The following is a 25051-nucleotide window of genomic DNA, read 5'->3' as shown; positions in this document are numbered from 1 at the left end:
TGCTCGCCCCGCCACCGTCCGGACGGCCGCGCCACACCCGTACGGGGTAATACCCGTACGCGGAAACGCTTCTTCTTCACGCGCCCCGACGTACGTGCTCCGAACGGACATCCGGCGCTCATGCACCGCCGCGCACCGGTTCCCCCCTCCGCCCGCCATGTCGTCAACAGCCGCTCCCGCTGCGCCGCCTCCTGCGGCTCCAGGGCGTCCAGCAGGTCCCGCTCGTTCTCCATGTGGTGGCGACGGCCGTCGCCTTCCCGCGCGGCCCCCGGTCCGTTCGGGTGTCCGCCGCGGCCGGGCCGGAGACCAGGAAGCCGTGGCGTGCGCCCGAGGGGACGGACACTCCAGCCACTCCGGGAACTCCGAGAACTCCGGAAACTGACGGAAGCCGACCGTCACATTCGCGGTACGAGTCCTTCCCGACTGAGCCACCATCACCCACCCAGAACGTACGGAAAGCAAACTGGAATATCCCGTTCTCCTCCCTTCACGCCCCTTTTGGCCAGGCGCCCGCAGGGTCACAGCGGCCTCCTCAGCCACACAGCGTTGTCACAGGCGCAACTTAGGCTCCCTTTATGCGTATCTCGAAGAACCTCATCGGGCTGGCCGCCATCGGCATTCTCGTGACCGGCTGCGGCTCCTCGTCGGACGACGACTCCGCCCGCGCCTCCGGGTCGACGGGCTCCGCCGGCACGGCCCCCAGCGAGGAGGCCAAGGCCCCGGAGCCGGGCGCGGACCTCGCGGTGCCGGTGACCGGCCCGCAGGCCGACGTCGTCGCCTCCAGCTCCGACCCGAAGCTCAAGGTCCTCCCCGAGCCCGCCAACGGCGCGTCGTTCACCGAGAAGGTCGAGCACAAGCTCCAGGAAGACCTGCTCCGCCGCCTCAAGGTGCCCGGGAAGACCAGCGCGAACTGCCCCGACGGCGTGACCCAGAAGGCCGGCGCGGTCAGCATCTGCAACGTGACGTACGAGGGCGCGACCGTCCCGTACGAGATCGAGATCAGCGAGAAGTACAAGCCGGGCAGCTTCCTGACGTTCTACAACAGCACCCCGAAGCAGAGCATTCTGGTCGCCAAGGCCGCCTACGAGCGCCTCTGGACCTCGTACAAGGGCCGCAGCGACGCCAGCAAGCTCTCCTGCGAGGAGCTGCCGGTGGCCAAGGCCGTGGACGAGGAGACCGAGACCGGCCTCCACTGCCAGTACTGGAGCAAGTACGCCGGCGACGAGCGCAACGGCGGGTTCGTCAAGCTCGGCATCAAGGTCAATCGGCACAACGTGGACTTCTTCGAGGTCCGCTGACGACTGCCGGCGGTTCCGGGCCCCGGGCCACACCACCCCGACGGGACCGCCCCGCGTGCGCACGCGGGAGCGGTCCCGTCGGCGGGCGCCGTCGCCCACCGTCCACGGCTCAGCCCTTGACCGTGAACTCCCCCCGCAGCAGCGCCTCGTCCCGGGACGACGGGCCCACCAGCAGCTCGAAGCGGCCCGGCTCCACCGTGCGGACGCCCTCCGCGTCCACGAGCGTGCAGTCGGCCACCGGCAGCCCGAGGACGATCTCGCGCGACTCCCCCGGGGCCAGCGCCACCTGCCGGTAGGCCTTGAGCTCCTTCTCCGCCCAGGTCACCGACGTCACCGTGTCGCTCACGTACACCTGGACCGTCTCCAGGGCGGGCCGCGCGCCCGTGTTGGTCACCGTGACCCGGGCCCGCACGGTCTCCGACTCACCGACCACCGCCGTCAGCACCTCCAGGTCCGTGTAGTCGACCGTCGAATAGCTCAGCCCCTCGCCGAACGCGAACGCCGGGCGCTGGGTGAGGTCCGCGTAGCGCGTACCGTGCTGGCCGCGCACCTGGTTGTAGTACGTCGGCTGCTGGCCCGCGTGCCGGGCGAAGGACAGCGGCAGCCGGCCGGTCGGCTCGATCAGTCCGAGGAGCAGTTCGGCGATCGCCCGGCCGCCGAGCATGCCCGGGTTGGCCGCGTACACGATCGCCGCCGCGTCGAGCGCGGACGGCGGCAGCACCAGCGGCTTGGAGCTGATGACGACGACCACCAGCGGCTTGCCCGTCGCCGCCAGGGCGTCCAGCAACGCGACCTGGTCGCCGACGAGTTCGAGGGTGGCCGTCGACTTGCCCTCGCCGATCAGCTCGATCCGGTCGCCGACGACGGCCACCACATGGTCGGCGGCCTCGGCGGCGGCCACGGCCTCGGCGATCAACGCGGCGTCGGGGGCGGCCGGGTGGACGACCTCGGGGCGGGGCTGGCCGTCCGGGAAGAGCTCCCCCTCCGGGTCGGGCCCGACATCCAGGATCCGGGCGCCGGGCGCGTACGACACGGCCCAGTCGGCGGGCACATGGTCGCGGAAGCCGTCGAGGACCGTACGGATCATGGCGCGCGGCTGGCCGTCCGGGAGCCAGTCGGCCTGCCCGGAGGAGCCCGCCCAGTCGCCCAACTGGGTCTGCGCGTCATCGGCGTTGGGGCCGATGACCGCGACCGTACGGGGGCCGGGCCCGGTGGCCCGCCCCTCCCCGCCGGCCTCCAGGCCGCCCGCGAACGGCAGCGTGCCGTCGTTCGCCAGCAGCACCAGTGAGCGGCGGGCCGCCTCCAGGTTCAGCGCCGCGTGCGCCCCGCTGCCGATGACCTCGGCCTGCCGGCGGGCGTCGGGGTGGCGCGGGTTCTCGAAGAGGCCGAGCTCGAACTTGAGCTTCAGGATGCGGCGTACGGCGGCGTCGATCTCCGCCTCCGTCAACTGGCCCTGCGCCACCGCCTCCTGGGCGCCCTCGAAGAAGTTCGGCGTGGTCATCACCATGTCGTTGCCCGCGCGGACCGCCGCCGCCGACGCCTGCGCGTAGTCGGCGCAGACCTTCTGCTCCCACACCATGCGGCCGACGTTGTCCCAGTCGGTGACGAGCGTCCCGGTGTAGCCCCACTCGCCGCGCAGCACCTCGTTGAGCAGCCAGTTGTTGACGGTGATCGGCACGCCGTCCATCGACTGGTAGCCGAGCATGAAGGTCCGGCACCCCTCCTTCGCGACCCGCTCGAACGGCGGCAGGAACCAGGAGCGCAGCTTGCGGCGTGAGATGTCCGCCTCGCTGGCGTCCCGGCCGCCCTGGGTCTCGGAGTACCCGGCGAAGTGCTTGGCGCAGGCCAGGATCGCGGTCGGGTCGTCGAGGCCCTCGCCCTGGTAGCCGCGCACCATCGCGGATGCCAACTCGCCGATCAGGAACGGGTCTTCCCCGAACGTCTCGCTCACCCGGCCCCACCGCAGGTCCCGGGTGACGCAGAGCACCGGCGAGAACGTCCAGTGCACCCCGGTCGCCGCGACCTCCACCGCCGTCGCCCGCGCGATCCGCTCGACCAGCTCCGGGTCCCAGGTGGCGGCCATCCCGAGCTGCGTCGGGTAGATCGTGGCCCCTTCCCAGAACGAGTGCCCGTGGATGCAGTCCTCCGCGACGAGCAGCGGGATGCGCAGCCGGGTTCTCGCGGTGAGCGCGGCGGCCTCGCGCACCCGCTCCGGGGAGGCGTGCAGGATCGAGCCCGCGTGCAGGTCCTCCACGAGGTGCCGCACGCCCTCCTTGGCGTTGAGCTGGAGCATCTGGCCCACCTTCTCGGGCAGCGTCATGCGCCCCAGGAGGTCGGCGACCCGCTCCGCGACGGGCAGCGCGGGGTCGAGGTACGGCGGCTTGGGACCCACAGGACTTCCTCTCACGACGGCCACGACGGCCACGACGGCTCTGGCGGCACGCGCGGTGGCGGCCGGGGCGGCACTCGCAGTACCGTACGCTCAATCCCGACCGCTTGGTAAGTATTCACCCCTGTGAGAATCTGGGGCGGAAGCAGAGAGGCACGGCGATGACAGCGGGTGAATGCGCGTGACCCCGGTAACCCGACGCACCTACGCCAAGGGCCGGGCCAAGCGGACCGAGATCCTCGACCAGGCGATGACCCTGTTCGGCGAGGCCGGCTACCGGGGCGCGTCGCTGCGCGTCATCGCCACCCGCTGCGGCATCTCCCACCCGGGGCTCCTGCACCACTTCCCCACGAAGGAGGCGCTGCTCCTCGCGGTCCTCCAGCGCCGTGACGACGTGGACGACGCATGGCTGGCGCTCGGCGTCACCCGGGGCGTGGACCATCTGCGCCGGCTGGTGGACCTCGCCGAGCTGAACGCCAAGCGGCGCGGGATCGTCGAGCTGTTCTCGGTGGTCGCGGCGGAGGCCACGGCCCCCGACCACCCGGCCCACGCGTACTTCGAGACCCGCTACCGCACGTCCGTCGCCAACACCGAACGCGCCTACCTCCAGGCCCGGGAGGCGGGCGAACTCCGCGACGACGTCGATCCGTCGGCCGCCGCGCAGCAGCTCATCGCGCTGATGGACGGCCTCCAGATCCAGTGGCTGATCAGCGACTGCGCGACGGACATGGCGGGGGTGCTGCGGGCGCACGTCGGGTCGCAGCTGACCGTGGAGTTCTGAACCGGTCCGACGGCCGCGCTCCTCAACCGAAGGCGACGCCCAGCAGATACGGCGAGAGGGTCAGCGTCAGTGCCAGCGACCAGTACGGGCCGGGAGGCGCGGCAGCCATCAGCCTGCGCCGCATCCACAGGTTGAGCAGGGTCCACAGACCCCCGAAGCAGGCCACCACCGGCACGACGATGACCAGCCACAGCCACATGCCGTCGTTCTCGGTCGGTTCCCGATCGGTCCACCCCAGCTCCGCCAGGGGCCCGTTGGACAGCACGTACCAGACCAGGAAGGCCGGCACGATGGCCGGAACCCCGAGCAGCAGGTTCGCGGCCACCGGGACGCAGGACTTCCACAGGCGCTTACGCTCCACGATCCCCCGCTCCCGGCCGGTCCCCGGCCGATCCTGTCGCGTCAGCTTTTCACGGACCCGGCGCGCGCCGGGCCGCACCCCTCCGCACCCCTCACCGGTCGAGGTGCTCCGTGCACCGCAGCGGCCCCGGCTCCGGGACCGCGGCTCGTGTCAGGGACTCACCCGCTCGATCCCGCGCCGGTCGGCTATCCGGGCCACGGTGAGGCAGTACAGCGGGGCGAAGACGAGTTCGGCGGCCATGGCCTGCCAGGGGGCGTCGGCGGCGGTCTCGGTGCTGGCGAGTTCGCCGAAGCCGGCGGCGAGGCCGAAGGCCAGCAGGTTGTTGGCGACGTGCATGACGATCACGGCTTCGAGTCCACCGGTACGGATCACGAGCCAGCCCCACCACAGGGCCGAGTACAGCAGCAGGAGGAACCCGGAGAGTTCGCCGAACCCGTGGGCCAGGGCGAACAGCAGGGACGCGACGGCGACGGCGGGCCAGGGCGTACGCGCGACGCGGCCGATCACCTGGACCAGCCAGCCCCGGAAGACGTACTCCTCGGCGGCGGCCTGGAACGGGACGAGCGCCAGGATCACGGCCAGGCTCAGCAGGAAGACCGGCCACCCGGGGAAGCCGCTGCCCGACTCCCCGAGCGGCTCGTCGTGCCAGGTCCAGGCGATGAGCACGCCGATCTGCACGACCATCAGCGGGAAGCCCACGGCGGCGCACCGCGCGAGCCATCCCCAGCGCAGCCGCCCGACGACGGAGGACACGGTTCCGGCGGGCCGCCGGCCGATCACGCGGGCGCCCCACAGGACGATGGGTAGGGCGATCGCGATGCCGAGGAGCTGGACGACCAGATCGGCGACGGGGTCCTCGAAGAACAGCTCGCTGTCCGCCGAGGCGGGCCCCGCGTCCAGCAGCTCCGCGACGACGAACCCGCCGATGCTGATGATCATGACGCCCGCCACGACCAGCGCCACCACGGCCGACAGCTCGCCGAGCCAGCCGAACCGCCCGCCGCGACCGTTGCGCCCCTGCTCGTCGTAGCGGGACCCGGCGGGAGCCCGCACCGGCCCGGTCGGCGGCCGGCTCCACTCCGGGGGCCGGTCCCAGCCCTGCCCGCTCTGCCAGGCCGCTGCCGGCGGGCGCGGCGGCTCGGCCGACGACGGCGGGGCCCAGGGCGACGGGGGTGGCGAGGACGGCGGCGGAGGCGAGGAGGACGAGTGCGGCGGCTGGGGCACGTCAGGGTTCACACCGCCGATCCTGGGCGTGCGGGGCGTACGAGGTCAAAGCGTTGACCGGCGCGGGTGAGCAGGCTCACGGCCACCGCACGGCGATGGTCACGAGTGGATCGAGAATCGGCGCAGGAGGCAACCCCGGGCCGGTCTCTCCCCTCCCGCCCCCGGCCGACAACCGAACACCCCTGCGTATGACTGGTGTTGCTGTGACAGACTGCGGCGACTGAATGGTCCACACCACGTGTATCTGGAGTTCGGTATGACGGCACAGGCGCCTCACCCCCCGATCGACACCAGCAAGCCGCACTCGGCCCGGGTCTACGACGCGCTGCTCGGCGGCAAGGACAACTACCCGGTGGACCAGCAGGTGGCCGAACTCCTGCCCGTCGAGGCGAAGGTGGGCGCCCGGCAGCAGCGCTCCTTCATGAACCGGGCGACGGCCTGGCTGGCGGGCGAGGGCGTGACGCAGTTCCTGGACATCGGCACGGGCATCCCCACCGAGCCGAACCTGCACCAGACGGCCCAGGAGATCCGCCCCTCCGCCCGGGTCGTCTACTGCGACAACGACCCCATCGTCCTGCGGCACGCGGAAGCACTGCTGGTCAGCCGCCCGGAAGGCGTGACGGACTACGTCCACGCCGATGTCCGCGAACCCGCGATCATTCTCGACGCGGCCCGCGAGACCCTGGACTTCGACCGGCCGATCGCCCTGTCCCTCCTCGGCCTCCTCCACTTCCTGCCGGACTCCGAGGACCCGATCGGCATCGTGCGCACGTTCACGGACGCCATGGCACCCGGCAGTTACGTCGTGCTCTCCCACGGCGCCTCCGACGTGAACGAGGAGATCGGACAGCGGAGCGAGGACGAGTACCAGAAGGGCGGCATCCAGCTGGCCCTGCGGAGCCGCGAGGAGTTCGCCCGGTTCTTCGAGGGCCTGGAGATCGCCGCCCCCGGCCTGGTGAAGGCCCCGGAGTGGTTCAACGGAACGCCCGCGCCCACCCAGGAGTTCAGCGGCATCTACGTGGCCGTGGCCCGGGTCCCGTAACCGGAAGCGGCCCCGTTCGCCCGGATCTCGATGGCGACGCGCTCCCGCCAGGACGGCGGCGTGGGCGCGGGGTCGGCCTCGGCTCGGGCCATCAGGTCGGCCCAGTAGGCCCGCTGCTGCTCACGGTGGCAGGGCCCACAGGTGGTGACCCACGACTCGTGCGGCCGGAACATGTGCTCCTCGCCGGGCCCGTCACAGGCGATGAGCGGCAGTGGCAGAGGTGATGACGGCGGCGGAGACGTGGACTCCGCCGTCTCCTCCGGACGCGGGGGCAGCTTCTCCACCAGCCGGTGCGCCAGGAACCCGAAGGCCGTACGCACCCCTTCCGCCGGCAGCGCGCTGCTGAGCGCCAGCCGCAGATCCCCGGCGCTGACGCCCCGCCGCAACCACTCGGCGGCGAGCCCGGCGAGCTTGCGGGCTTCACGCACCCCGAGGGAGAGCTGACGGGCCTGGTGCCTGAGCGAGAGCAACACGCGCTCGGCGAGAAGAAGTTCTTCCTGCGAGGGCGGTTCCGGTTCCGCGCTCGGCTCCTCGGCGTCCTCGTCCGCTTCGGTGGGTGGGTGGGAAGAGTCTTCGCCCTGTTCTTCGTCCGCGGGTAGGAGACCACCGACCATCCGACCGGTCGGCTCACCGACGGTCGGAAAGTGCGCACTCGGAGCGGGCGACGCGCCCGGCACGCCGGACCCGCCCGTGTTCGCGTACCCGTTGGCGGGAACACCGGCACGGAGGCGCGCGGCCTGGTCATCGGTCAGCGGCTCGTTGCTGAACACCTGTACGGTCCGCCACCGTCCCCCCTCGACGTTCTCCCGCTTCTCGTGCACGTACCCGTACGTCACGAGGTTGGCCTTGGCCTTCTGGTAGGCGCGCCCGGTCATGCCCAGGGCGCGGGCGTGCTCACTCAAGGCCTTGTCGCGGGCCTCTTCGGGCAGCCCCTGGATGTACAGGACCAGGACTTTCGCGTCACTGCCGAGGCGCGGGTGGCGGATCAGCCCGTTGGGGGCCTTCGTGTAGCCCCGAGGGGGCGGGATAACATGCGACAGCATCGCGGGTGGACTCCAGATCCACTAGTGGTGAAGGCCCTCGGGTTAGTGCTCTAACACTCCCGGGGGCCGCCCTGTGCGCCACTGGCGGCACAGAGCGTGATGACTTGATCACAGTACCGCAGAGAGTGGGTAGCCCTTCACTCTCCGCCTCCATGCATGTAGCAGATGTACATCTGCTACATTTATTGCATGAGTGAGCCCGTGACCGAATCCATGGCGGAGGTACGCAAGCACCTCGCGGACGCCATCGACCGCGCCCGTCGTGACGAGACACCGACGATCATCACCCGCCGAGGCAAGAGCGAAGCGGTACTCGTCGACATCGACGAGTACCGACGCCTCCGCGAGGTCGACGAGCGGTACGAGGACGAATGGCTCAACCGGCTCGCGGACCAGGCGGAGGCCGAGGGGACGGAAGGGTCGGTATCCCTTGAAGAGATGGCCGCACTCCTCCGGTCGGCCAACTGACCCATGGGCCACGTCACACGGTTCACGGCCCACGCCCAACGAGACCTGCTCAAGATCCCGTTGCCGGAGGCCCGACGCATCCTGAGCCGCCTGGCGGACCTCCAGAAGGCCCTGGATTCGGGGAGCTCTCCGCATTCGACGTCAAGCCGCTCCAGGGTCATGACGCACGGTGGCGTCTCCGAGTGGGTGACTATCGGGCCGTGTACACGGTGGAGGACGGTCAGCTCATCGTCTGGGTGCTGGCAGTCAGCCATCGGCGGGAGATCTACCGAACCTTCTGACCTTGCCGTTCGGCACTGCGGGACTGAGCTACGGCGCCCTCCGACTCGGCGGACTCGCGCAGGCCGAGGCGGCGGCAGCCTCGCTCACTCCCTCACGCCGCACCCCGCCCGCAGCCACGCCATCTCGTGCAGCAACGCGCCGTCCACGAACGGGTCCTGGACCGTGGGCCGTGACCGCCAGTCCAGCGGCCAGGTGCCCCCGCCCAGCGCGGGCACCCCGACGAACGCATCGCCCCGCGCGCTCCGGCTCATCGCCTCCACACCGGGAGGCCAGCGGTGCTCGGCGGCGGTCCCGGGCGCGAGCAGGAAGTACATGCTGCGCTCGCCGATGCCGGAGCGGACGATGGGCCCGGCCTGGAAGTCGGTGAACTGCATGACCTCGTACGCGATCTCCTCGCCGAGCAGACCAATGGCCCGGACCGCGTCGAAGTGGATGCCGACATGGCGGAGTGCGTGACCGGAGGCGGGGATCCAGGAGGGGCAGAAGGGGACCGGATCCGGTGAATTCTTCAGTTCCATGCGCTCAGCGTTGCGGCAGACACGTACGGTGACCAGGGTCACAAGCACTTTGTGAACAGTGGTGTACATACGAGGTGAGCCCGTGCACTCCAGTGAACAGCCGGAAAGCACCGCCGAGATGTTCGGCCTGCTGCTGCGGCACTTCCGGGTGCTGGCCGGGCTGTCCCAGGATCAGTTGGGCAAGCGGATTGGCTACTCCAAGTCCCAAGTGGCGATGGTGGAACGGGGTGCCCGACCGCCGACGGACGTCTTCGTGCAGCGGGCGGACGAGGTGCTGGGTGCACAAGGTGCACTGTTGGTCGCCGCACCGAAGCCGCCGAAGCAGACGGAGCGGCGCAACCCGCTGCCGGGCTGGTTCACGCCGTTCGCGGAAGAGGAGGAGAAGGCGTGGGCGAGGCACTCGTACGAGAACCAGGTCATTCCCGGGCTGCTCCAGACGGAGGCGTACGCACAGGCGGTCTTTGCGAGCCACTACCCGACCTATGACGACGACGAGATCGAGGCGAAGGTCGCCGCGCGGCTCGAACGGCAGAAGCTGCTGTCCCGCAGGCCGCTCGCCGACATCAGCTTCGTCCTGGAGATGATCGTGCTGACCCGGCCGATCGGCGGCCGTCGCGTGATGAAGGCCCAGCTCCACCACCTCGCAGAGGTGGCGCGGCTGCGGCACGTGCGCATCCAGCTGATGGCCCCGGACCGGGAAGACCACGCGGCGCTGGACGGCCCGTTCGTCCTCCTGGAGACCGACAAGCGCCAGCAGCTCGCCTATATCGAGGGCCAGGGCGGCAGCTTCTTCGTCACGGAACAACCGGAGCTGGGGGACCTGTTCGGTCAGTATGGCGTCACCCGAGCCCAGGCATACACTCCGGAGAGGACGCTGGAGAAGATCGAGAAGATGGCAGAGGAACTATGAGTACCGACCTCCACTGGTTCAAGTCCAGCTACAGCGGCAGCCAGGGCGGCGACTGCGTCGAGGTAGCCACCTGCCCCCACACCGTCCACGTCCGCGACTCCAAGGACCTCACCGTCCCCGCGCTCGCCGTCTCCCCCGCCACCTGGACGTCCTTCGTGGACTTCACCGCCGACGCCCAGCGGGCGAGGGACTGACCGACCCTCCCGGACCGCATCAGTCGTCGAACCACACCACCAGCCGCACGTTGTCGTCACCGTGCTGTTCCGCGAGGCCCTTCATGGCTTCCCAGACAGGTCGCCACTCCCCGGTCTCGGTGACGGCATCCCTGCGGCGGATGGTGACCGCCCTGTAGAGCGTGTCCCCGATGAGCCACTCGGCGCCTTCGGGCCACTCCCGGACATCGCCCCGCTCCAGTCCGACAGCCTCGGCGAACTGTGCGCTCCAGGAGGCCTTCCCGGTCATCCTGAGCCCGCTCGGCGTCTGCCGGTACTCGTGAAGGCGGCTGTCCGGCTTCTCCGCGGGCTCGTCCCAGTCGACAACTTTCACCTCGGCCCACGTGATCCAGGTGGTGCCGTGAAAGCCGTCTTCGCCGTACCACTCGGTCAGCTGCGCGAACCGAGCGCTCAGCGCGACCGAGGTATCGGCCGGAAATCCCCTGCCTGGGGCCAGGGGGCGGAAGTTCGCGTAGTTGCGCACCCCGAAAAGACAGCCGAACGCGTCGTAGTTGCGAACGTCGTCGTTGAGAGAGCTGAGGTCGTGCGCGCCGAACCAGATCGGCTGCTGATCGTCCCCCGGCGCCCGGTACTCGATGAAGCCGCTGATATCCGTGCCCATGCCAGGAATTCTCCCGCCGCCGTCAACCGAATTTGCCGGCCGGCCAGGCGGAGGCGTAGGTCTGCCGCCCGATGCGGTAAAGACCCGGAGCGCAATAGCCTCGCCGCATGACGGCAGTTGACTCTCCTCCCAACGGTCCCCGCAGCCCGGAGCAGCGCAAGCGTGAGGCGCTCGAACGGCTCGTGCGGGACAACGACGTATGGGTCGCCACGGCCGACGCCACCGGCGAGCCGTGCCTCGTTCCGCTGGCCTTCTGGTGGGACGGCGAGGCGGTGTGGCTGGCCACCCGTGACACCAACCCGACGGGACGCAACCTGTGTTCCTCGGGCCGGGCCCGGCTCAGCTTCGGCCACACCCGGGACGTGGTCCTGGTCCACGGCACAGCGCGCATGCTGACCCGCGAGGAGCTTCCGGCCGAGGTCGGCGACGCGTTCGCCGCCAAGGACGGTTGGGATCCTCGCAAGGACCATCCCTCGTACGTCTTCTTCCGGGTCACCCCGCAGGTGCTGCAGGCGTGGGGGACCGTTCCCGAAATGACCGGCCGTACGCTGATGCGCGACGGGAAGTGGCTGGTCTAGGGCGACTGCAAGCAGCGGCACGCGGTCGAGTGCGGGGTCAACCGCCTCGAATGGCTGCGATCAGCACACCACCGGAGTTGCTTACGGCTCGTACAGCGGCAGGAAGTGGATGACCGCTTGCTCGTAGGGATGGGCGTCACGGACAGCCTGCCGGACGACGCCTGCCTGATCCGCGTCACACACAGATTCGATCCGGCACTCTTCGCTGTGCTGAACGACGCCCACCTCACCGTCGTACGGCTGCGCACCAGGCAGAGCCTGCCAGTTTCCAGTCACCTTCCAGATGCTGGAACACCGTGCGTAATCGCCAACCCGTCCTGCACCGGCCGTGTGGAGAGCCTCGATTACAGCCTCCGCATGACTCTCGGGAACGGATATCTCGATCTTGAGGCGCGTCATGCGTGGACCCTAGCAACCCGTGCGACCGACACTTCCGCATCCGTCCCTCAGCCACGTTCGCCTAACGCTGGAGTCAGGGCGAGGGGGTGGGGCCCGGTACCGGGGACTCGGCGAACCAGAAGTCGGAGAGGACGTTGGTGTCTGCGGGCCGCGCCTCATAGCTCGCCGAGCAGGTGGGACCCACGACCATCAGCCCCGGGAGCATGCGTGCTTGCTGCCGCCGCGCAGCTTCACGCCCCCCGATGCCCCTCCTGTCCCACCACCTTCTCGGTGAGGGCTTCACCTCGATCGCCTATCGTGCGGCGGACCGCAGAACATGTTCGCAAGGAGACAAGGCGTGAGCAGCAAGCCCCCGCGCACACCCGCAGCCGCAGCCCCGGGCGAACTCCGGCGGCACATCGGTGTGCCGGACGCGGTGATGATCGGCCTGGGGTCGATGATCGGCGCCGGCATCTTCGCCTCGCTGGCCCCCGCCGCCCGCGCCGCCGGGTCCGGCCTGCTGCTCGGCCTCGCGCTGGCCGCCGTCGTGGCGTACTGCAACGCCACCTCCTCCGCCCGGCTCGCCGCCCTCTACCCGGCGTCGGGCGGCACCTACGTCTACGGGCGGGAGCGGCTCGGCGCGTTCTGGGGGTACCTGGCCGGGTGGGCGTTCGTCGTGGGCAAGACCGCCTCCTGCGCGGCGATGGCGTTGACCGTCGGCTCCTACGTCTGGCCGGGCCAGGCGCACGCGATCGCGGTGGCCGCCGTGGTGGCCCTGACCGCCGTGAACTACGCGGGCATCCAGAAGTCCGTCCTGGTCACCCGCGTCATCGTCGCGGTCGTCCTGGCGGTGCTCGCCGCCGTCGCGACCGCCTCCCTCACGTCCGACGGGGTGGACGCGGCCCGTCTGGAGATCGGCACGGATGCCACGGCCGCCGGTGTGCTCCAGGCAGCCGGGCTGCTGTTCTTCGCGTTCGCCGGTTACGCCCGTATCGCGACCCTCGGCGAGGAGGCCCGCGACCCGGCCCGCACCATTCCGCGTGCCATCCCGATCGCTCTCGGCATCACCCTCGTCGTCTACGCCCTCGTCGCCGTCTCCGTCCTCCTCGTCCTCGGCCCCGGTGGACTCGCCTCCGCCTCGGCCCCGCTCACGGAGGCCGCGCGGGCGGCCGACGCGGGCTGGCTGGTTCCCGTCGTACGCGTCGGCGCGGCCGTCGCGGCCCTCGGCTCCCTGCTCGCCCTCATCCTCGGTGTCTCCCGCACCACCCTGGCCATGGCCCGCGACCGCCACCTCCCCCACGCCCTGGCCGCCGTCCACCCGCGCTTCCAGGTCCCCCACCGGGCCGAACTCCTCGTCGGCGCCGTCGTCGCCGTGGCCGCCGCGACCACCGACGTACGCGGAGCGATCGGGTTCTCCTCCTTCGGCGTCCTGGCCTACTACGCCATCGCCAACGCCTCCGCCTGGACCCTGACCCCGGCCGAAGGCCGCCCGGCCCGGATCATCCCCGTCGTCGGCCTGGCCGGCTGCCTCGTCCTGGCCTTCGCCCTGCCGCTGCCCTCCGTGCTCACCGGAACGGCCGTCCTCCTCGTCGGCGCAGCCGCGTACGGCATCCGCCGGGCAGCGTCCCGGTAGACGGCTGCTCCCCGGCACGGAGCGATGGTCAGACCGCCTGCCCGATGGCCGCGCGGGCGGGCGTAGGCGTCACGGCGGTGCCGGCGGCTCTGCTGGGTGTGCTGGGACCGTCCATGCCGCCCCAGTCTGCCGTGCGGCCCGCGCCCGCCCCCGTACAGTCCGCCAGTCCGGCTCACCGCCTGTGCGACACCCCCAGCTCGATGAGGTACCGCTTGGTCACCCGGCCGCTGTGGCGCCCGTCGATCAGGCCCGCGACGCACGCCAGCAGCCCGTTCCTGGCGGCTTCCGGGAGTGCCCGGTGGCCGGAGTAGGTGCGCAGCACGTCCAGGTACTCCGCCGTGGTGTACGTCAGGTCCCGCTCGTAGCGGCGGAAGACCGTGCGGCCGAACCGCCCGCTCCGCGCCACCTCCTCCGCGTGGTCGGCGTTGTCGACCTCGCCGGCCGCCGGAGGCCGCAGCCCGGGCGGCGTCGCCGGGTCGAAGCGTTCGTAGCAGCGCTGGACCTCGACGAAGAACTCCTCGGTACCGCCCATCACATGCTGGCTGCGCACCACGGCGAGCGCCCCGCCGGGACGCAGCGCGTCGGCGGCCCGGGGCACGCGTTCCGCCGGGTCGATCCAGTGGAACGCGGTCGCCGCGAGCACCACGTCGAACGGCTCCGCGGGCAGCGGCCAGCTCTCGAACTCCGCCGTCACCACCTGCGCCGCCGGGGACTCGGCAAGGTTCCGGCGAGCGATCGCGGCCATGCGCGGGCCCGCCTCCACCGCCGTGATCCGACAGCCCCGCCCGGCGAGCGGCACCGTGGCCTGGCCGGTGCCGCAGCCGATCTCGAGGACACGGCTGCCGGGGACCGCACCCGCCAGGTCCGCCAAGTCGTCGTACAGCTCCGGCGGATATCCGGGCCTGGCCCGGTCGTACACGTCCGCGTCGTCGTCGAACGTACGGCTCAGAAGCACCCGCCGGGCTTCTGCGGGACTGTCGTCGCGTGGCGCAGGCGCGGTGCTGTCAGGCATGGGCAGCAGACCAGGACCATGGGGCGGGCAGTGCGGTCAGTCCCAGTTGCACTGGGTCCGCAAGGCCTCCCCGGCGTCCCAGGGAATGTCCGAGCGCCAGGCCTCCAGGTCCCAGGTCGGACCGCCGAAGCGTCCGCCACCGGGCTTGGGGAAGGCGAACGCCGCGTGGCAGAGGAGCTGCTTGGAGAGGGAGTTGACCTCGGTCTGGGTGGCGTTGCGGAGGAAGGGCGTGTTGGCCCACACCTGTCGCCAGTTCTCCTGCAGGTCGTCGTCCGCGTCCTCGAAACCGGCCTCGGTCGGAGTGACGTGAACGGAGCGTTTGCCGTTGGCCAGGTTCGTGAAGACCTCGGTCTGCTTGACCCACGGTTCGTTGGTGATGCCGAGGTAGCCGACGCATTCGCTGTGGCAGGTCTCGAAGGAGCTGGCCTGGCCGGGGCTCCACAGCAGATACCGGTCGTTCTCGAAGCGCTGACGTACCCCGGTGTTCTCGGGGAGATTGCCGCCGACCTTCACCGCCGCGTACTCGTCCGTCACCGGGTAGCCGAATTTCCCGCCTTCATGCCCCCACTGCCCCCACAGCTCACCGATCCGGCCGCCCACCGCGTGCGCCCCGTTCGACTTGGTGGGGTGCCAGTAGTACGTCCCGCCCTCGAACTGCTGCCGTACGCCCGCCCCGTCCGGGTTCCTCAGCTCGTCGCCGACCGGATACCCGAGCTTGCCCCGCTCCCAGCCCTGGCCCGCCCAGCTGTCGCGGATCTCGCCCCACACCGGATGCGCGCCCGTCCAGGCCGACCAGTAGATCGAGCCGCCCTGGAAGTGTGTGTACGCCCCCTGACCGTCGGGCGTCGTCAGCTCCGGTGTCGTGGGGCAGCCCAGGGGAGACCTCTCCAGGCCGCCGGTCTCCTTGTACTTGGCCAGAATCGCGCCGCGTACGACATGGCCGCAGATCGTCTCGTCCGCCGCCGCGGGGGACGCTCCCGTGAACAGCGCGGCCACCATGCCCGCTGCGACCAGTAGTGCCGCCCGTGCTCGTCTTCCCACCGTGATTCCCTCCGAAGCGGTCATGAGCCTCCCACACGCTGCCCACCGACCGAGGGGATCAGTCCTCCTGGCCGTCCGGGGCGGTCGACCGCACCAAGGAGACCGGTTCCGTCTGCTGGTTGGAGGCGGAGACGCGGGTGGTGTGGCGGGTGAGGCGCAGGCCCATCGTCGTGAGCGTCTCGGTGTCGTACAGGGCGCACAGCAGCGCGGCCGCGTCCGGGAGCGGCAGCGTGTCCGTCGCGCCGTACCCCAACCGCTCGGCCGTCTCGGGGTCGTCGAGGGCTGCCTGCCGGGCGTGGGCGAGCACCTGGTGGGGATCGTCGACGACGAGTTCGTCGATCTGGATCCGCTGGGCGCGGACGCGCAGGTCGAGCGGGCGGGGCCGGGCGGGCCGGGGAGCCGCGACGACCGACCGCAGTTTCGGGTGGATCAGAGGCGTCACGTCCGCCAGGTGGTCCAGCGGCGTCGGGTCGGTCAGGCCGGTCGGATGGTTCATGCGGTGGGCTCCAGAGAACGGGCCGCCGGAACGACGGTGCACGGAACGGCAGAACGGGCGGGGCGGAAAGGCGGAGAAGCTGGGGCGGAAGGAGAGGAGGAGGACGGAGAAAGGAGGAAGCAGATAGGCAGTTGCTGCGGGGCTCGGGGCAAGATCAGGCGGGTCGTACCGAGTTGGCGTGTGATGGAGTCGGACATGCTTACCTTGGGAGCGCCGTACGAGCGTCGCAAGGTGCGCTGTGTGCACTGTGCTCAGCCTGCGCGGAATGTCGGACAGATCGAGCCGGAGCGGGACCGGAGCGGGAAGGGGGAACCGTGGCACGCGAACGGTCGGGCCGTACGGCACGGCACCTGGTCCTGGTGGCCCGCCTGCGACACCTGCGGGAAGGCGTCGGCCTGTCCGTACCGCAGGCGGCGACGCGGTTGGGCTGGCATCCCTCGACGCTGCGACGGCTGGAACAGGCGCAGACCTCCCTCGACGTCGGGCAGGTGTCCGCGCTGCTCGACCTGTACGGAGCCGGGGCGGCGGAGACCGACGACATCATGGGGCGGCTGAACGCCGCCAACATGCCCGGCTGGTGGCATCCCTGGCGGGACGCCATGGCCCCCTGGCTGATGGACCTGATGAGCGTGGAGTCCGCCGCCAGTGTCGTCCGCACCTGGCATCCGGCACTGGTCCCGCTGCTGCTGCGCACCCCGGCGTACGCGATGGCCGTGGACGAGGTCATGTTCCCGGAGCGTGACGCGGCAGAACGGCGCAGGCGTGCAGACTTCCTGGCGGAGCGTCAGAAGCGGCTCCAGGAGCAGCAGACCCGCCTCTGGGCCGTCCTGCCCGTCACCGCGCTGCGCTGCCAGGTGGGCGACGACCAGGTGATGCGCGAACAGATCGAGATGCTTCAACAGACAGCCGAACGCGGGGATGTGACGATGCAGCTGCACCCCGAGTACGCACCGCCGCACCCGCTCACCGGTGTTCCGGCGCTCTCCCTCTACCGGGTGGAGATCCGGGAGATCGCGGACCATGTGGTGCGGGAGGGCGGGCTGCCCGGCACGGCGGAGGTGTGGGACAGCCCCCACCCCGTGCAGACGTATCAGGGAATGCTGGACGTGTCGTGCGTGATGGCGATACGGCCGGCCCGAACCAGAGAGGTACTACAGGATGAGTACGACCGGAAATGGGCCTGAACTGCCCGCGCAGATCGACACGAGCGTCGCGCACTCCGCACGTGTCTGGAACTACTGGCTCGGCGGCAAGGACAACTTCCCGGCGGACCGGGCGGCGGGCGACGCCTACCGGGGCAAGTACCCGCTGATCGAGACGTTCGCGAAGGAGTCCCGGGACTTCCTGCGCCGGACCGTCACCTATCTCGCCCGGGACGCCGGGATCCGGCAGTTCCTCGACGTCGGGGCGGGGCTGCCGACCGCGAACAACACGCACGAGGTCGCCCAGCGGATAGCCCCGGAGTCCCGGATCGTCTACGTCGACCACGACCCCCTGGTGCTCCTGCACGTCCACGCGCTGCTGACCAGCGCCCCCGAGGGTGCGACCGCCTATGTCGAGGCGGACATGCGCGACACCGAGACCGTCCTCACGGGCGCGGCCAAGACCCTCGATCTGACGCAGCCCGTCGCCCTCGTGATCAGTGACGTCCTGGGGCACATCGTGGACTGGGACGACGCCCTGTCACTGGTACGACGCCTGGTGGAGCGCCTGCCCTCGGGCAGCTACCTCTCGCTGAGCCACTCCACCGCCTCCGACGAGGCCCACCGGGCCGTCCAGGACGAGTACAACGCCAGCGGTGCGATCCCGTACATCTTCCGGGAGCCGGAGACCACGATCGCGTTCTTCGACGGGCTGGAGATGGTGGAGCCGGGGATGGTGTCCTGGCCGAACTGGCGGCCCGACGCCAACACCGGCACCACCACGGCCCGGGCCGGCTGGGGCGCGGTCGCCCGCATTCCCTGATCCGCGTCCCGATCCCACCTCCGACTGCCGTGTCGCGTACGGGACTCCCCCGTACGCGGCGCGCACGGCCCGCAGAGGCTCTCGCCCATGAGCACCACAGGTACGACCGGCCACGAGGGCCCGGGCGGCGCCCGGCACGCGCGGGAGACGACGGACCGGCTGCTGCGGGCTGCGACCCGGTCCGGTGCGCATCTGATCGCGGAGGCCGCGCTGCTCGTCCAGGGGTGGGCGGTGCTGGCCGACCCGATCGCCGGGGCCGTCTACAGCACCCCCGCCGCCGCGGCCGCCGACGGGGTGCACGCCGCCGCCGATCCGCGGGACCACCCGCACTGCCTTCACCGCCCGGCGGCCGGAGCCGTCCTCGTCCTGGCCCCCGGCCCCGCCGTCCCCCGGAGCAGGCCGCCCGCGTCGCCACGTCCACCGCGGCCCTCCTGGAGGTGCGCGGGCAGCGGGCGGCGGAGCTGCGGGGCGAGCAGATGCGGCTGCACACCACCCTCGTCCGGCTGCTGCTGGCCGGCCACACCACCGCCGTCGCCGAGACGCTGGGCGGAAGCCGGCTCACCCACGTCACGGTCTACCGGCTCACCGGCGCCGACGTCCCCACCGCCCACCAGGTCCTGTGGCGGGCCGTACGCCCCTCCCTCGCCCCGCACGCCGACGCCTGCACCCTGCTGGGCCGGCTGGACGGCGAACTCGTCGTCGCCGAGCTCCACCGCGGCGGCGACGACGGGCGGGTCCTGCGCCTGGTCTCCCGGGTGAGCGAGCGCCACCATCTGCTCGCGGGCATGGCCGGGCCACTGCCCCTGGCCGAGATGCCCACCGCCCACAGCGACGCCGCCGCCGCCCGGCACAGCGCCACCCCCGACCGCCGGATCGTCCCCGCCGACGCCGTCGGCACCTCCCGGCTCGTGCCGCTGCTGCCGACCGCCCCGTACGTCCGCTGGGCGGGGTCCGTACTGCGCCCGCTGACCCCGGCCCACCGGCATCTGCTCCTCGTGTGGCTCCGCACCGGCTCCAAGCCCCGCGCCGCCGCCGCGCTCGGTCTGTCCGCCGGTACGGTACGGGCCCGGATACGCGAGCTGTCCCGGCTGCTCCGCGCGGACCTGGAGGACGCCACCGTGCAGGCGCATCTGCTGCTCGTCCTCCGCGCGCCCGCCTCCGCCGACCCCGACGAGGGCGACCACGGGGACGGCGGCACCGCCCGGCTGGAGACGCTGCCCGCCGGCCTCCTGGACACCGATGCGGTCCGGGCCTGGGCCCGCGGACTGGTCGGCGGCCTGGAGCCGCATCTGCGGATCGCGCTGGCCTGCTGGCTGGACCATCACGCCAGGACGGCCCCGGCGGCGGCCGAACTGCACGTCCACCGCACCACCCTGTCCAACTGGCTCACCCAGTGCGCCGAGCACCTCGCCCAGAACCTCGGCGACGCCGCCGTGCGCGCCGAGGTCCACCTCGCGCTGCGGGCCACCCGGACCGGCCCCGACGACCCGGCGTCCCTCCCCCGGCGCGGCGGCCGCACCTACCGCCGGCTGTGACCGGCGGCGAAAGGCCTGGCTAGGACGGCGCCTGGCCCGTCTCGAAGCGGCTGACGCGGTCGCCGGTGACCGTGAAGACCCAGCGGGTCCGCATCGTGCCCCAGGCGTCGTTCGTGTAGTCGACGACGAGGACGCGGCCGTCGTCGGATGCGTCCACGACCTTCATACGGCCGTTGGCCTGCGGCGAGAAGATCTCCTTCTCCGTCCAGGCGGCCAGGTCCCGTTCGCTGCCGTCGTCGGACATGGTGGCGTCCTCGGTGAGGACGTCGGCGAAGAAGGCGTCCTTGTCGCCCGCGTTCACCGCGGCGATGAACTTCTCCACCACCGGGTCGCTGATCGATGTGGTCATCGTGCTCCTCCTCTTTCTTCGTCCCACCGAGTCTTCGTCTTCCACCCACCGAGTCTCTGTCGGCGGGTTCACCCCCGCATGTCGTCCCTCACCTGCCGCCCCTCGGCGGTCCGGCTCAGGAAGACGTCCCGCCCCGGGCACGTCGTGTGCGCGGGCCACAGCGCGTGGACCGGGACGTGGACGGGCGGGTCCAGGTCGACGACGTACGCCGCGCCGCCCGCCGCCGGGCCCGGGGGCGTCGTGACGAAGGCGATGCGGCCGGTCGCGGTGACGGCGGTGACGGGCGGCGTGCCCTGGACCGGGTTGCGCCGGACGTCCGGTTCGACGCCCGCCCGACGGCACAGGCCGATCAGGAGGTCCGTGTACGCGGACGAGCCCGCCTCGCCCCACACCGTGAGCGGCCGGCCGCGCAGGTCGGCCAGGGCCACGGCGGGCCGGGCGGCGAGCGGGTCCCCGGCGGGGACGGCGACCCGCAGGCGGTGTTCGCCGATCCGGGCCCGGGTCAGCCCCGTGTCGGCGGGCATGGCACGGCTCAGGCCCAGATCGCAGGCGCCCGTGAGGAGTTGCTCGCGCAGTTCGTCGGGGAAGAGCTGTCGGACGTGGGCCTGTATGCCCTGCTCCTCCGTGCCCGCCCGGGTCAGCAGCTCGACGACCTCCTCCGCCGTGACCGCCGGGGTGTGGCCGATCCGTAGGTGCCCGGCCCGGCCGCGCCCGATGCGGCGGGCCCGGTCCAGGGCGGCGAGCGCCTGGGAGCTGAGCGCCCGGGCGTCGTCGATGAGGGCCTGGCCGGCCGGGGTCGGGGTCACGTGCTGGTGGCCCCGGTCCAGGAGCCGGACGCCGACGTGCCGCTCCAGGGTGCGGATCGAGGTGCTCAGCGCCTGCTGGCTCAGGTGCAGCCGTTCGGCCGCCCGGGTGAACCCGCCCTCCTCGGCGACGGCGACGAGATGCTCCAGCTTGCGCAGGTCCAGGCTCACGCGGCCTCCCGTACTCCCGAAAAGGATCAGCGGACCGTGTAACCACCGTTGGCGAAGATCGTCTGACCCGTGATCCAGCCGCCTTCGGTGACGAGGAACGTGACCAGCGGCGCGATGTCCTCGATCTCCGTCAGCCGGCCGCCCATCGCCTGGGACTTGTGGAACTCCACGCGCTCCGGCGTCTCCTGCGGGTAGAAGAACGGCGTGTCCATCGGCCCCGGGGCCACATTGTTCACCGCGATGCCGCGCGGTGCGAACTCCTTGGCCGCCGCCCGGGTGAAGTGCTCCAGCGGGGCCTTGGCGCCCGCGTAGGTGGAGTACCCGTCCGTGAACGCGGCGAGCAGGGACGTCACCAGGCTGACGATGCGACCGCCGTCGTTGAGGCGCGCACCGGCCTCCTGGAGGAAGAAGTACGCCGCCTTGGAGTTGATCGCGAACATGCGGTCGTACTCCTCCTCCGTCGTCTCGGCGATCGGCTTCCGCAGCACCATGCCCGTGGTGTTCACCGCGACGTCCACCCCGCCGAAGGCGTCGAGCGCCTGGTCGAAGAGGCTCCGCACCCCCTCCACGCGGGTCAGGTCCTCCCGGACGACGACGGCCTGGGAGCCCGTGCCCCGTACGGCCTCCGCCGTCTTCTCGGCATCGGCCGCGGTGTTCTCGCCGTGGTAGTGGACGACGACGTTCGCTCCGGCCTCGCCGAGCGAGCGGCTGATCAGGCCCCCGAGATTCTTCGCGCCCCCGGCGACGACGGCGGTCTTCCCCTTCAGCGACTGCTGCTGCTCACTCATAGCGGATTCCTTTCTCCGAAATGCACCATTCGTTGTGGTTCCGATGTCCACGCTAGGAGCGGGGCGTGCCGAGGGGAAACAGAAAGATCGCGTCGCCCCACCAGGAAGATGGGTCGCCGCAGGTCACGGACGGTACGGAGCAGGTCGGCGCGGGTGAACGGACCCCCGTCCGGGTGACCGGAAACGTCATTGACGTACGCCTGCGGGTCACGAAGGATCACCGCGTGACGACCACCGCGCACCCTTCCCCCTCCCCCGCTCCCGCCCCGTCCCGGCCCATCGCCCTGATCACCGGCGTCGGCCGCAGCATCGGCATCGGCGCGGGCATCGCGCGGCGGCTGGCGGCCTCCGGCTGGGACGTCGCCTTCACCTACTGGACGCCGTACGACCGCCGTATGGAATGGGGCGCCGAGGCCGGAGCCGCCGAGTCCATCGCGAAGGAACTGGCGGAGGCCGGAGCCCGCACGGCGGCGATCGAGGCGGACCTCACCGACCCCGACGCGCCGACCCGCATCTTCGACGAGGCCGAACAGCGCCTCGGCGGGCCGGTGACCGCGCTGGTCCTCTCGCACGCGGAGTCGGTGGACTCGGGGCTGCTGGACACCACCGTGGAGGCGTTCGACCGGCACTTCGCGGTGAACTCCCGGGCCAGTTGGCTGCTGATCCGGGAGTACGGTCTCCGCTTCCGCGGCGCACCGGGCACCGCCACCGGCCGGATCGTCGCGCTCACCAGCGACCACACCGTGGGCAACCTCCCCTACGGTGCGAGCAAGGGGGCCCTGGACCGCATCACGCTCGCCGCCGCCCACGAGCTGGCCCACCTCGGGGTGACGGCGAACGTCGTCAACCCCGGGCCGGTCGACACCGGATGGATGTCCGACGACCTGCGCGAGTCCCTGGTCCGCGCAACCCCGCTCGGCCGGCTCGGCACCCCGCGGGACACCGCCCATCTGGTGGACTTCCTCTGCTCCCCCGAAGGTCAGTGGGTCAACGGACAGTTGCTGAAGAGCAACGGCGGCGCGGCCGCCTAGAAGGTGTCTAATCTGACCTGGTCCATGTAGTGCACAGGGGGTTGTATGCACAGCGAAGACCGGGCCGGCGGAGCGGACGACGGGCAGGGCAGGCGCTTCGCCGACCACCGGGCGGACGGCGACGGCCCCCGGACCGTGATCGACGGCCGCTACGAGCTGCTGGAACGGATCGGCAGCGGCGGGATGGGCGAGGTCTGGAAGGCCCACGACCGGCGTCTGAACCGGTTCGTCGCCGTCAAGGGGCTCCTCGACCGGACCGCCGTGACCGGGGGCACGCAGGCGGCGGCGATGCAGCGCGCCCGGCGCGAGGCGGAGGCCATCGCCAAGATCGAGCACCCGAACGTGGTGACGGTCCACGACCAGGTCGAGACCGACCACCAGGTCTGGATCGTGATGAAGCTGCTCGAAGCACGGTCCCTCGGCGATCTGTTGGGCCGCGACGGGGTTCTCGCCGTGCCGCGTGCCGCGAACATCGGCCTCCAGGTCCTCCAGGGCCTGCGGGCGGTCCACACGGCATCGGTCGTCCACCGCGACGTGAAGCCCGGCAACGTCCTCGTCCGGGACGACGGCCTCGCGATCCTGGTCGACTTCGGTATCGCCACCTTCGAGGGGGCGGACCGGGTGACCCGGACCGGCAGCGTCATCGGCACCCCCTCCTACCTGGCCCCCGAACTCTTCGCCCCCGCCTCCCCGGGCCCCACCCCCGCCTCCGACCTGTGGGCGCTCGGCGTCACGCTGTACGAGGCGGTCGAGGGCCGCGTGCCGTTCGCCGGGCACGAGGTGTGGGAGGTCCAGGAGAACATCCGGCAGAACCCCGACCCCGTCCTCCGGTACGCCGGTCCCCTCGCCCCGGTCGTCCAGGGGTTGTTGGTGACCGATCCCCGGGAGCGGCTGGACGCGGCGACGGCGGAGGCGATGCTCCGCGAGGTGCTCGACGACCCCGCCTCGCCGAACGCGGTCGCGGCGGCGACCCATCCGCCCACGGCGGTCTCCACACCGGCCCCCTCGCCACCCCCGACACCCCCGAGACCCGTTCTGCGCGCGGCCGTTCGGTCTCCGGAACCCGCTCCTCCGACGCCTGCGGCGAGCGGGCGGCGCGCCCGGTACCGGAGTTGGCAGATCGCGGCGGCCCTGGTGTGCGTGGCGCTGCCGGCAGGCGCGGGCTGGCTGGTCGCGCAGGGCGGCGGCGAGCGCGGCGGGGCCGACGACCGTGCGGGATCGGCGCGGGGCCGGGGCGAGGGCTCGGACGGCAGCGGCAGCCGGGAGCGGTGGAAGGACACGCACCCCACCCTGGAGATCGGCGTCAAGGACGACCAGCCCGGGCTGAGCAAGTTCGACAGGAAGACGCGTACGTACCAGGGGTACGACATCGATCTGGCCTACGCGATCGCCGAGAGCATGGGGTACGGCAAGGGCGAGGTCGCCTTCACGACGGTCGCCACGGACTACCGGTCCACCGCGCTCAAGACCAAGCAGGTGGACCTGGTCATCGCCTCCTACAGCATCACCGACGACCGCAAGACGGCCGGCCCCGACGGCTACAGCGTCGACTTCGCGGGCCCGTACTACGAGGCGAGCCGGGGCTTCCTGGTCCGCGAGAAGTCGGCCAAGTACACGATCAACGACTCCAGCGATCTGCGGGACCTGGGTGTCGAGGTGTGCACGGCACGGGAGTCGACGTACGAGAAGGCGCTGCCGAAACAGGGCTTCACCATGGCGAAGTCGCAGCCCAACACCTATCAGGACTGCCTGGACAAGCTGTTGGACCCGAAGTCCGACGTGTACGCGGTGGCCTCGGACGACATCATTCTGGCCGGGTACGTCGAGGCCAACCCGGGCAAGGTGCGGCGGCTGGAGAACATCCGGGGTGCGGAGGGCTACGGCGTGGCGATGCGGCCGGAGTCGCCGATCCTGAAGGGCGAGGTGTGCTCGGCGCTGCGGACGATCCTGGCCGGACGGGTCTGGGAGGACATGTACAAGGAGAACCTGTCGGGCCTGGTGGGCGACAAGAACCCGCCGGGACGGCCGGAACTGACGGAGTGCGAGGGCTTCTGAGGCCGCGGTACCGCAGGGCCTGCGAGGTCGCGGCGGTGCTGGAGGCCCCCGGCCCACCGCTCCGGC

At 71.4% G+C, this 25051-nt stretch carries 27 protein-coding genes and 1 pseudogene; 14 read left to right on the top strand and 14 right to left on the bottom strand.

Annotation, left to right across the window (positions count from 1 at the left end):
- Positions 1-575 precede the first annotated feature (575 nt).
- Positions 576-1298: a hypothetical protein gene (locus CCZ36_RS20170; protein ID WP_128818280.1), complete on the top strand. Its 723-nt coding sequence runs from the start codon at positions 576-578 to the stop codon at positions 1296-1298.
- 109 nt (positions 1299-1407) lie between these two features.
- On the opposite strand, the gene CCZ36_RS20165 is transcribed toward CCZ36_RS20170, so the two are convergent.
- The gene (locus CCZ36_RS20165) at positions 1408-3690 is read right to left on the bottom strand and encodes a glycoside hydrolase family 3 N-terminal domain-containing protein (protein WP_069740955.1); all 2283 of its coding nucleotides are present in this window, start codon (positions 3688-3690) and stop codon (positions 1408-1410) included.
- Positions 3691-3868: 178 nt separating this feature from the next.
- On the opposite strand from CCZ36_RS20165, the gene CCZ36_RS20160 reads away from it, so the two are divergent.
- On the top strand, positions 3869-4468 hold the full coding sequence (locus CCZ36_RS20160) for a TetR/AcrR family transcriptional regulator (RefSeq protein WP_128818279.1): 600 nt from the start codon (positions 3869-3871) through the stop codon (positions 4466-4468).
- Positions 4469-4490: 22 nt separating this feature from the next.
- Here CCZ36_RS20160 and CCZ36_RS20155 read toward each other — a convergent pair whose 3' ends face one another.
- The gene (locus tag CCZ36_RS20155; protein ID WP_069735366.1) at positions 4491-4829 is read right to left on the bottom strand and encodes a hypothetical protein; all 339 of its coding nucleotides are present in this window, start codon (positions 4827-4829) and stop codon (positions 4491-4493) included.
- A 150-nt stretch (positions 4830-4979) separates the two neighbouring features.
- The gene (locus tag CCZ36_RS20150; RefSeq protein WP_128819639.1) at positions 4980-5882 is read right to left on the bottom strand and encodes a CPBP family intramembrane glutamic endopeptidase; all 903 of its coding nucleotides are present in this window, start codon (positions 5880-5882) and stop codon (positions 4980-4982) included.
- Between the two features lie 427 nt (positions 5883-6309).
- Between CCZ36_RS20150 and CCZ36_RS20145 the strand changes: the two genes are divergently transcribed.
- Complete coding sequence (locus tag CCZ36_RS20145) at positions 6310-7095, top strand: SAM-dependent methyltransferase (RefSeq protein ID WP_069735597.1); 786 nt, start codon at positions 6310-6312, stop codon at positions 7093-7095.
- Here CCZ36_RS20145 and CCZ36_RS20140 read toward each other — a convergent pair.
- A complete protein-coding gene (locus tag CCZ36_RS20140; protein WP_128818278.1) occupies positions 7068-8138 on the bottom strand; it encodes a hypothetical protein in 1071 nt (356 codons plus the stop codon). The genes CCZ36_RS20145 and CCZ36_RS20140 overlap by 28 nt on opposite strands.
- A gap of 189 nt (positions 8139-8327) precedes the next feature.
- Between CCZ36_RS20140 and CCZ36_RS20135 the strand changes: the two genes are divergently transcribed.
- Positions 8328-8606: a type II toxin-antitoxin system Phd/YefM family antitoxin gene (locus tag CCZ36_RS20135; protein WP_176735174.1), complete on the top strand. Its 279-nt coding sequence runs from the start codon at positions 8328-8330 to the stop codon at positions 8604-8606.
- 182 nt (positions 8607-8788) lie between these two features.
- A complete protein-coding gene (locus tag CCZ36_RS36970; protein WP_443069812.1) occupies positions 8789-8887 on the top strand; it encodes a type II toxin-antitoxin system RelE family toxin in 99 nt (32 codons plus the stop codon).
- A gap of 84 nt (positions 8888-8971) precedes the next feature.
- Here the strand turns inward: CCZ36_RS36970 and CCZ36_RS20125 are convergent, their stop codons facing one another.
- A complete protein-coding gene (locus CCZ36_RS20125) occupies positions 8972-9406 on the bottom strand; it encodes a hypothetical protein (RefSeq protein WP_128818277.1) in 435 nt (144 codons plus the stop codon).
- 82 nt (positions 9407-9488) lie between these two features.
- On the opposite strand from CCZ36_RS20125, the gene CCZ36_RS20120 reads away from it, so the two are divergent.
- On the top strand, positions 9489-10316 hold the full coding sequence (locus CCZ36_RS20120; RefSeq protein WP_128818276.1) for a helix-turn-helix domain-containing protein: 828 nt from the start codon (positions 9489-9491) through the stop codon (positions 10314-10316).
- Positions 10313-10510 carry a DUF397 domain-containing protein gene (locus CCZ36_RS20115; RefSeq protein ID WP_128818275.1) on the top strand — a complete coding sequence of 66 codons (198 nt, stop codon included), beginning with the start codon at positions 10313-10315 and terminating at the stop codon, positions 10508-10510. Before CCZ36_RS20120 ends, CCZ36_RS20115 begins: the two co-directional genes overlap by 4 nt.
- Positions 10511-10529: 19 nt before the next feature.
- Here the strand turns inward: CCZ36_RS20115 and CCZ36_RS20110 are convergent, their stop codons facing one another.
- Complete coding sequence (locus CCZ36_RS20110) at positions 10530-11150, bottom strand: hypothetical protein (RefSeq protein ID WP_128818274.1); 621 nt, start codon at positions 11148-11150, stop codon at positions 10530-10532.
- 107 nt (positions 11151-11257) lie between these two features.
- Between CCZ36_RS20110 and CCZ36_RS20105 the strand changes: the two genes are divergently transcribed.
- Positions 11258-11728 carry a pyridoxamine 5'-phosphate oxidase family protein gene (locus CCZ36_RS20105; RefSeq protein ID WP_069735373.1) on the top strand — a complete coding sequence of 157 codons (471 nt, stop codon included), beginning with the start codon at positions 11258-11260 and terminating at the stop codon, positions 11726-11728.
- 81 nt (positions 11729-11809) lie between these two features.
- Here the strand turns inward: CCZ36_RS20105 and CCZ36_RS20100 are convergent, their stop codons facing one another.
- Both CCZ36_RS20100 and CCZ36_RS36430 read right to left on the bottom strand, forming a co-directional pair.
- Positions 11810-12127: a hypothetical protein gene (locus tag CCZ36_RS20100; RefSeq protein WP_069735374.1), complete on the bottom strand. Its 318-nt coding sequence runs from the start codon at positions 12125-12127 to the stop codon at positions 11810-11812.
- Between the two features lie 73 nt (positions 12128-12200).
- Complete coding sequence (locus tag CCZ36_RS36430; protein ID WP_256094578.1) at positions 12201-12332, bottom strand: hypothetical protein; 132 nt, start codon at positions 12330-12332, stop codon at positions 12201-12203.
- A 132-nt stretch (positions 12333-12464) separates the two neighbouring features.
- Here CCZ36_RS36430 and CCZ36_RS20095 point away from each other — a divergent pair, with 132 nt between their 5' ends.
- Complete coding sequence (locus CCZ36_RS20095; RefSeq protein WP_079149413.1) at positions 12465-13739, top strand: APC family permease; 1275 nt, start codon at positions 12465-12467, stop codon at positions 13737-13739.
- 172 nt (positions 13740-13911) lie between these two features.
- Here CCZ36_RS20095 and CCZ36_RS20090 read toward each other — a convergent pair whose 3' ends face one another.
- Genes CCZ36_RS20090 through CCZ36_RS20080 form a run of 3 tightly spaced genes read right to left on the bottom strand, consistent with a single transcriptional unit; the run spans position 13912 to position 16288 of the window.
- Positions 13912-14751 carry a class I SAM-dependent methyltransferase gene (locus tag CCZ36_RS20090; RefSeq protein ID WP_128818273.1) on the bottom strand — a complete coding sequence of 280 codons (840 nt, stop codon included), beginning with the start codon at positions 14749-14751 and terminating at the stop codon, positions 13912-13914.
- Between the two features lie 36 nt (positions 14752-14787).
- The gene (locus tag CCZ36_RS34815) at positions 14788-15792 is read right to left on the bottom strand and encodes a DUF2599 domain-containing protein (RefSeq protein WP_141745956.1); all 1005 of its coding nucleotides are present in this window, start codon (positions 15790-15792) and stop codon (positions 14788-14790) included.
- A 58-nt stretch (positions 15793-15850) separates the two neighbouring features.
- The gene (locus CCZ36_RS20080; protein ID WP_128818272.1) at positions 15851-16288 is read right to left on the bottom strand and encodes a hypothetical protein; all 438 of its coding nucleotides are present in this window, start codon (positions 16286-16288) and stop codon (positions 15851-15853) included.
- A 314-nt stretch (positions 16289-16602) separates the two neighbouring features.
- Here CCZ36_RS20080 and CCZ36_RS20075 point away from each other — a divergent pair, with 314 nt between their 5' ends.
- The 3 genes and pseudogenes from CCZ36_RS20075 (at position 16603) to CCZ36_RS20065 (ending at position 19788) form a co-directional block, all read left to right on the top strand.
- Positions 16603-17472, top strand: a complete 870-nt coding sequence (locus CCZ36_RS20075) for a helix-turn-helix domain-containing protein (RefSeq protein ID WP_069735379.1) — start codon at positions 16603-16605, stop codon at positions 17470-17472.
- Positions 17447-18253 carry an SAM-dependent methyltransferase gene (locus tag CCZ36_RS20070; protein WP_069740943.1) on the top strand — a complete coding sequence of 269 codons (807 nt, stop codon included), beginning with the start codon at positions 17447-17449 and terminating at the stop codon, positions 18251-18253. Before CCZ36_RS20075 ends, CCZ36_RS20070 begins: the two co-directional genes overlap by 26 nt.
- Positions 18254-18340: 87 nt before the next feature.
- Positions 18341-19788, top strand: a pseudogene (locus CCZ36_RS20065) (helix-turn-helix domain-containing protein).
- Positions 19789-19807: 19 nt separating this feature from the next.
- On the opposite strand, the gene CCZ36_RS20060 reads toward CCZ36_RS20065, so the two are convergent.
- From CCZ36_RS20060 to CCZ36_RS20050, 3 genes are all read right to left on the bottom strand, one after another.
- Positions 19808-20137: a nuclear transport factor 2 family protein gene (locus tag CCZ36_RS20060; RefSeq protein ID WP_069735382.1), complete on the bottom strand. Its 330-nt coding sequence runs from the start codon at positions 20135-20137 to the stop codon at positions 19808-19810.
- Positions 20138-20205: 68 nt separating this feature from the next.
- Positions 20206-21111 (bottom strand): LysR family transcriptional regulator, encoded by a 906-nt coding sequence (locus CCZ36_RS20055; protein ID WP_069735383.1) that lies wholly within the window; start codon positions 21109-21111, stop codon positions 20206-20208.
- Between the two features lie 26 nt (positions 21112-21137).
- Positions 21138-21899: an SDR family oxidoreductase gene (locus tag CCZ36_RS20050; protein WP_069735384.1), complete on the bottom strand. Its 762-nt coding sequence runs from the start codon at positions 21897-21899 to the stop codon at positions 21138-21140.
- 224 nt (positions 21900-22123) lie between these two features.
- On the opposite strand from CCZ36_RS20050, the gene CCZ36_RS20045 reads away from it, so the two are divergent.
- Together CCZ36_RS20045 and CCZ36_RS20040 are read left to right on the top strand one after the other, a co-directional pair.
- Positions 22124-22930, top strand: a complete 807-nt coding sequence (locus CCZ36_RS20045; protein WP_069735600.1) for an SDR family oxidoreductase — start codon at positions 22124-22126, stop codon at positions 22928-22930.
- A gap of 45 nt (positions 22931-22975) precedes the next feature.
- On the top strand, positions 22976-24985 hold the full coding sequence (locus CCZ36_RS20040) for a serine/threonine-protein kinase (RefSeq protein WP_128818271.1): 2010 nt from the start codon (positions 22976-22978) through the stop codon (positions 24983-24985).
- Positions 24986-25051 lie beyond the last annotated feature (66 nt).

Origin of the sequence: Streptomyces sp. S063, assembly GCF_002832675.1 — a bacterium.
In the GTDB taxonomy this organism is placed as follows: domain Bacteria; phylum Actinomycetota; class Actinomycetes; order Streptomycetales; family Streptomycetaceae; genus Streptomyces; species Streptomyces sindenensis.
This window is presented reverse-complemented; position numbering and strand designations above follow the sequence as displayed.

Bases quoted from the DNA above. Each gene is read 5' to 3' on its own strand.
- CCZ36_RS20040 (WP_128818271.1), top strand. From the start codon at position 22,976: ATGCACAGCGAAGACCGGGCCGGCGGAGCGGACGACGGGCAGGGCAGG.
- CCZ36_RS20090 (WP_128818273.1), bottom strand. From the start codon at position 14,751: ATGCCTGACAGCACCGCGCCTGCGCCACGCGACGACAGTCCCGCAGAA.
- CCZ36_RS20140 (WP_128818278.1), bottom strand. From the start codon at position 8,138: ATGCTGTCGCATGTTATCCCGCCCCCTCGGGGCTACACGAAGGCCCCC.
- CCZ36_RS20070 (WP_069740943.1), top strand. From the start codon at position 17,447: ATGAGTACGACCGGAAATGGGCCTGAACTGCCCGCGCAGATCGACACG.
- CCZ36_RS20170 (WP_128818280.1), top strand. From the start codon at position 576: ATGCGTATCTCGAAGAACCTCATCGGGCTGGCCGCCATCGGCATTCTC.
- CCZ36_RS20125 (WP_128818277.1), bottom strand. From the start codon at position 9,406: ATGGAACTGAAGAATTCACCGGATCCGGTCCCCTTCTGCCCCTCCTGG.
- CCZ36_RS20050 (WP_069735384.1), bottom strand. From the start codon at position 21,899: ATGAGTGAGCAGCAGCAGTCGCTGAAGGGGAAGACCGCCGTCGTCGCC.
- CCZ36_RS20105 (WP_069735373.1), top strand. From the start codon at position 11,258: ATGACGGCAGTTGACTCTCCTCCCAACGGTCCCCGCAGCCCGGAGCAG.
- CCZ36_RS20135 (WP_176735174.1), top strand. From the start codon at position 8,328: ATGAGTGAGCCCGTGACCGAATCCATGGCGGAGGTACGCAAGCACCTC.
- CCZ36_RS20080 (WP_128818272.1), bottom strand. From the start codon at position 16,288: ATGAACCATCCGACCGGCCTGACCGACCCGACGCCGCTGGACCACCTG.
- CCZ36_RS20100 (WP_069735374.1), bottom strand. From the start codon at position 12,127: ATGACGCGCCTCAAGATCGAGATATCCGTTCCCGAGAGTCATGCGGAG.
- CCZ36_RS36430 (WP_256094578.1), bottom strand. From the start codon at position 12,332: ATGCTCCCGGGGCTGATGGTCGTGGGTCCCACCTGCTCGGCGAGCTAT.
- CCZ36_RS20115 (WP_128818275.1), top strand. From the start codon at position 10,313: ATGAGTACCGACCTCCACTGGTTCAAGTCCAGCTACAGCGGCAGCCAG.
- CCZ36_RS20060 (WP_069735382.1), bottom strand. From the start codon at position 20,137: ATGACCACATCGATCAGCGACCCGGTGGTGGAGAAGTTCATCGCCGCG.
- CCZ36_RS20110 (WP_128818274.1), bottom strand. From the start codon at position 11,150: ATGGGCACGGATATCAGCGGCTTCATCGAGTACCGGGCGCCGGGGGAC.
- CCZ36_RS20145 (WP_069735597.1), top strand. From the start codon at position 6,310: ATGACGGCACAGGCGCCTCACCCCCCGATCGACACCAGCAAGCCGCAC.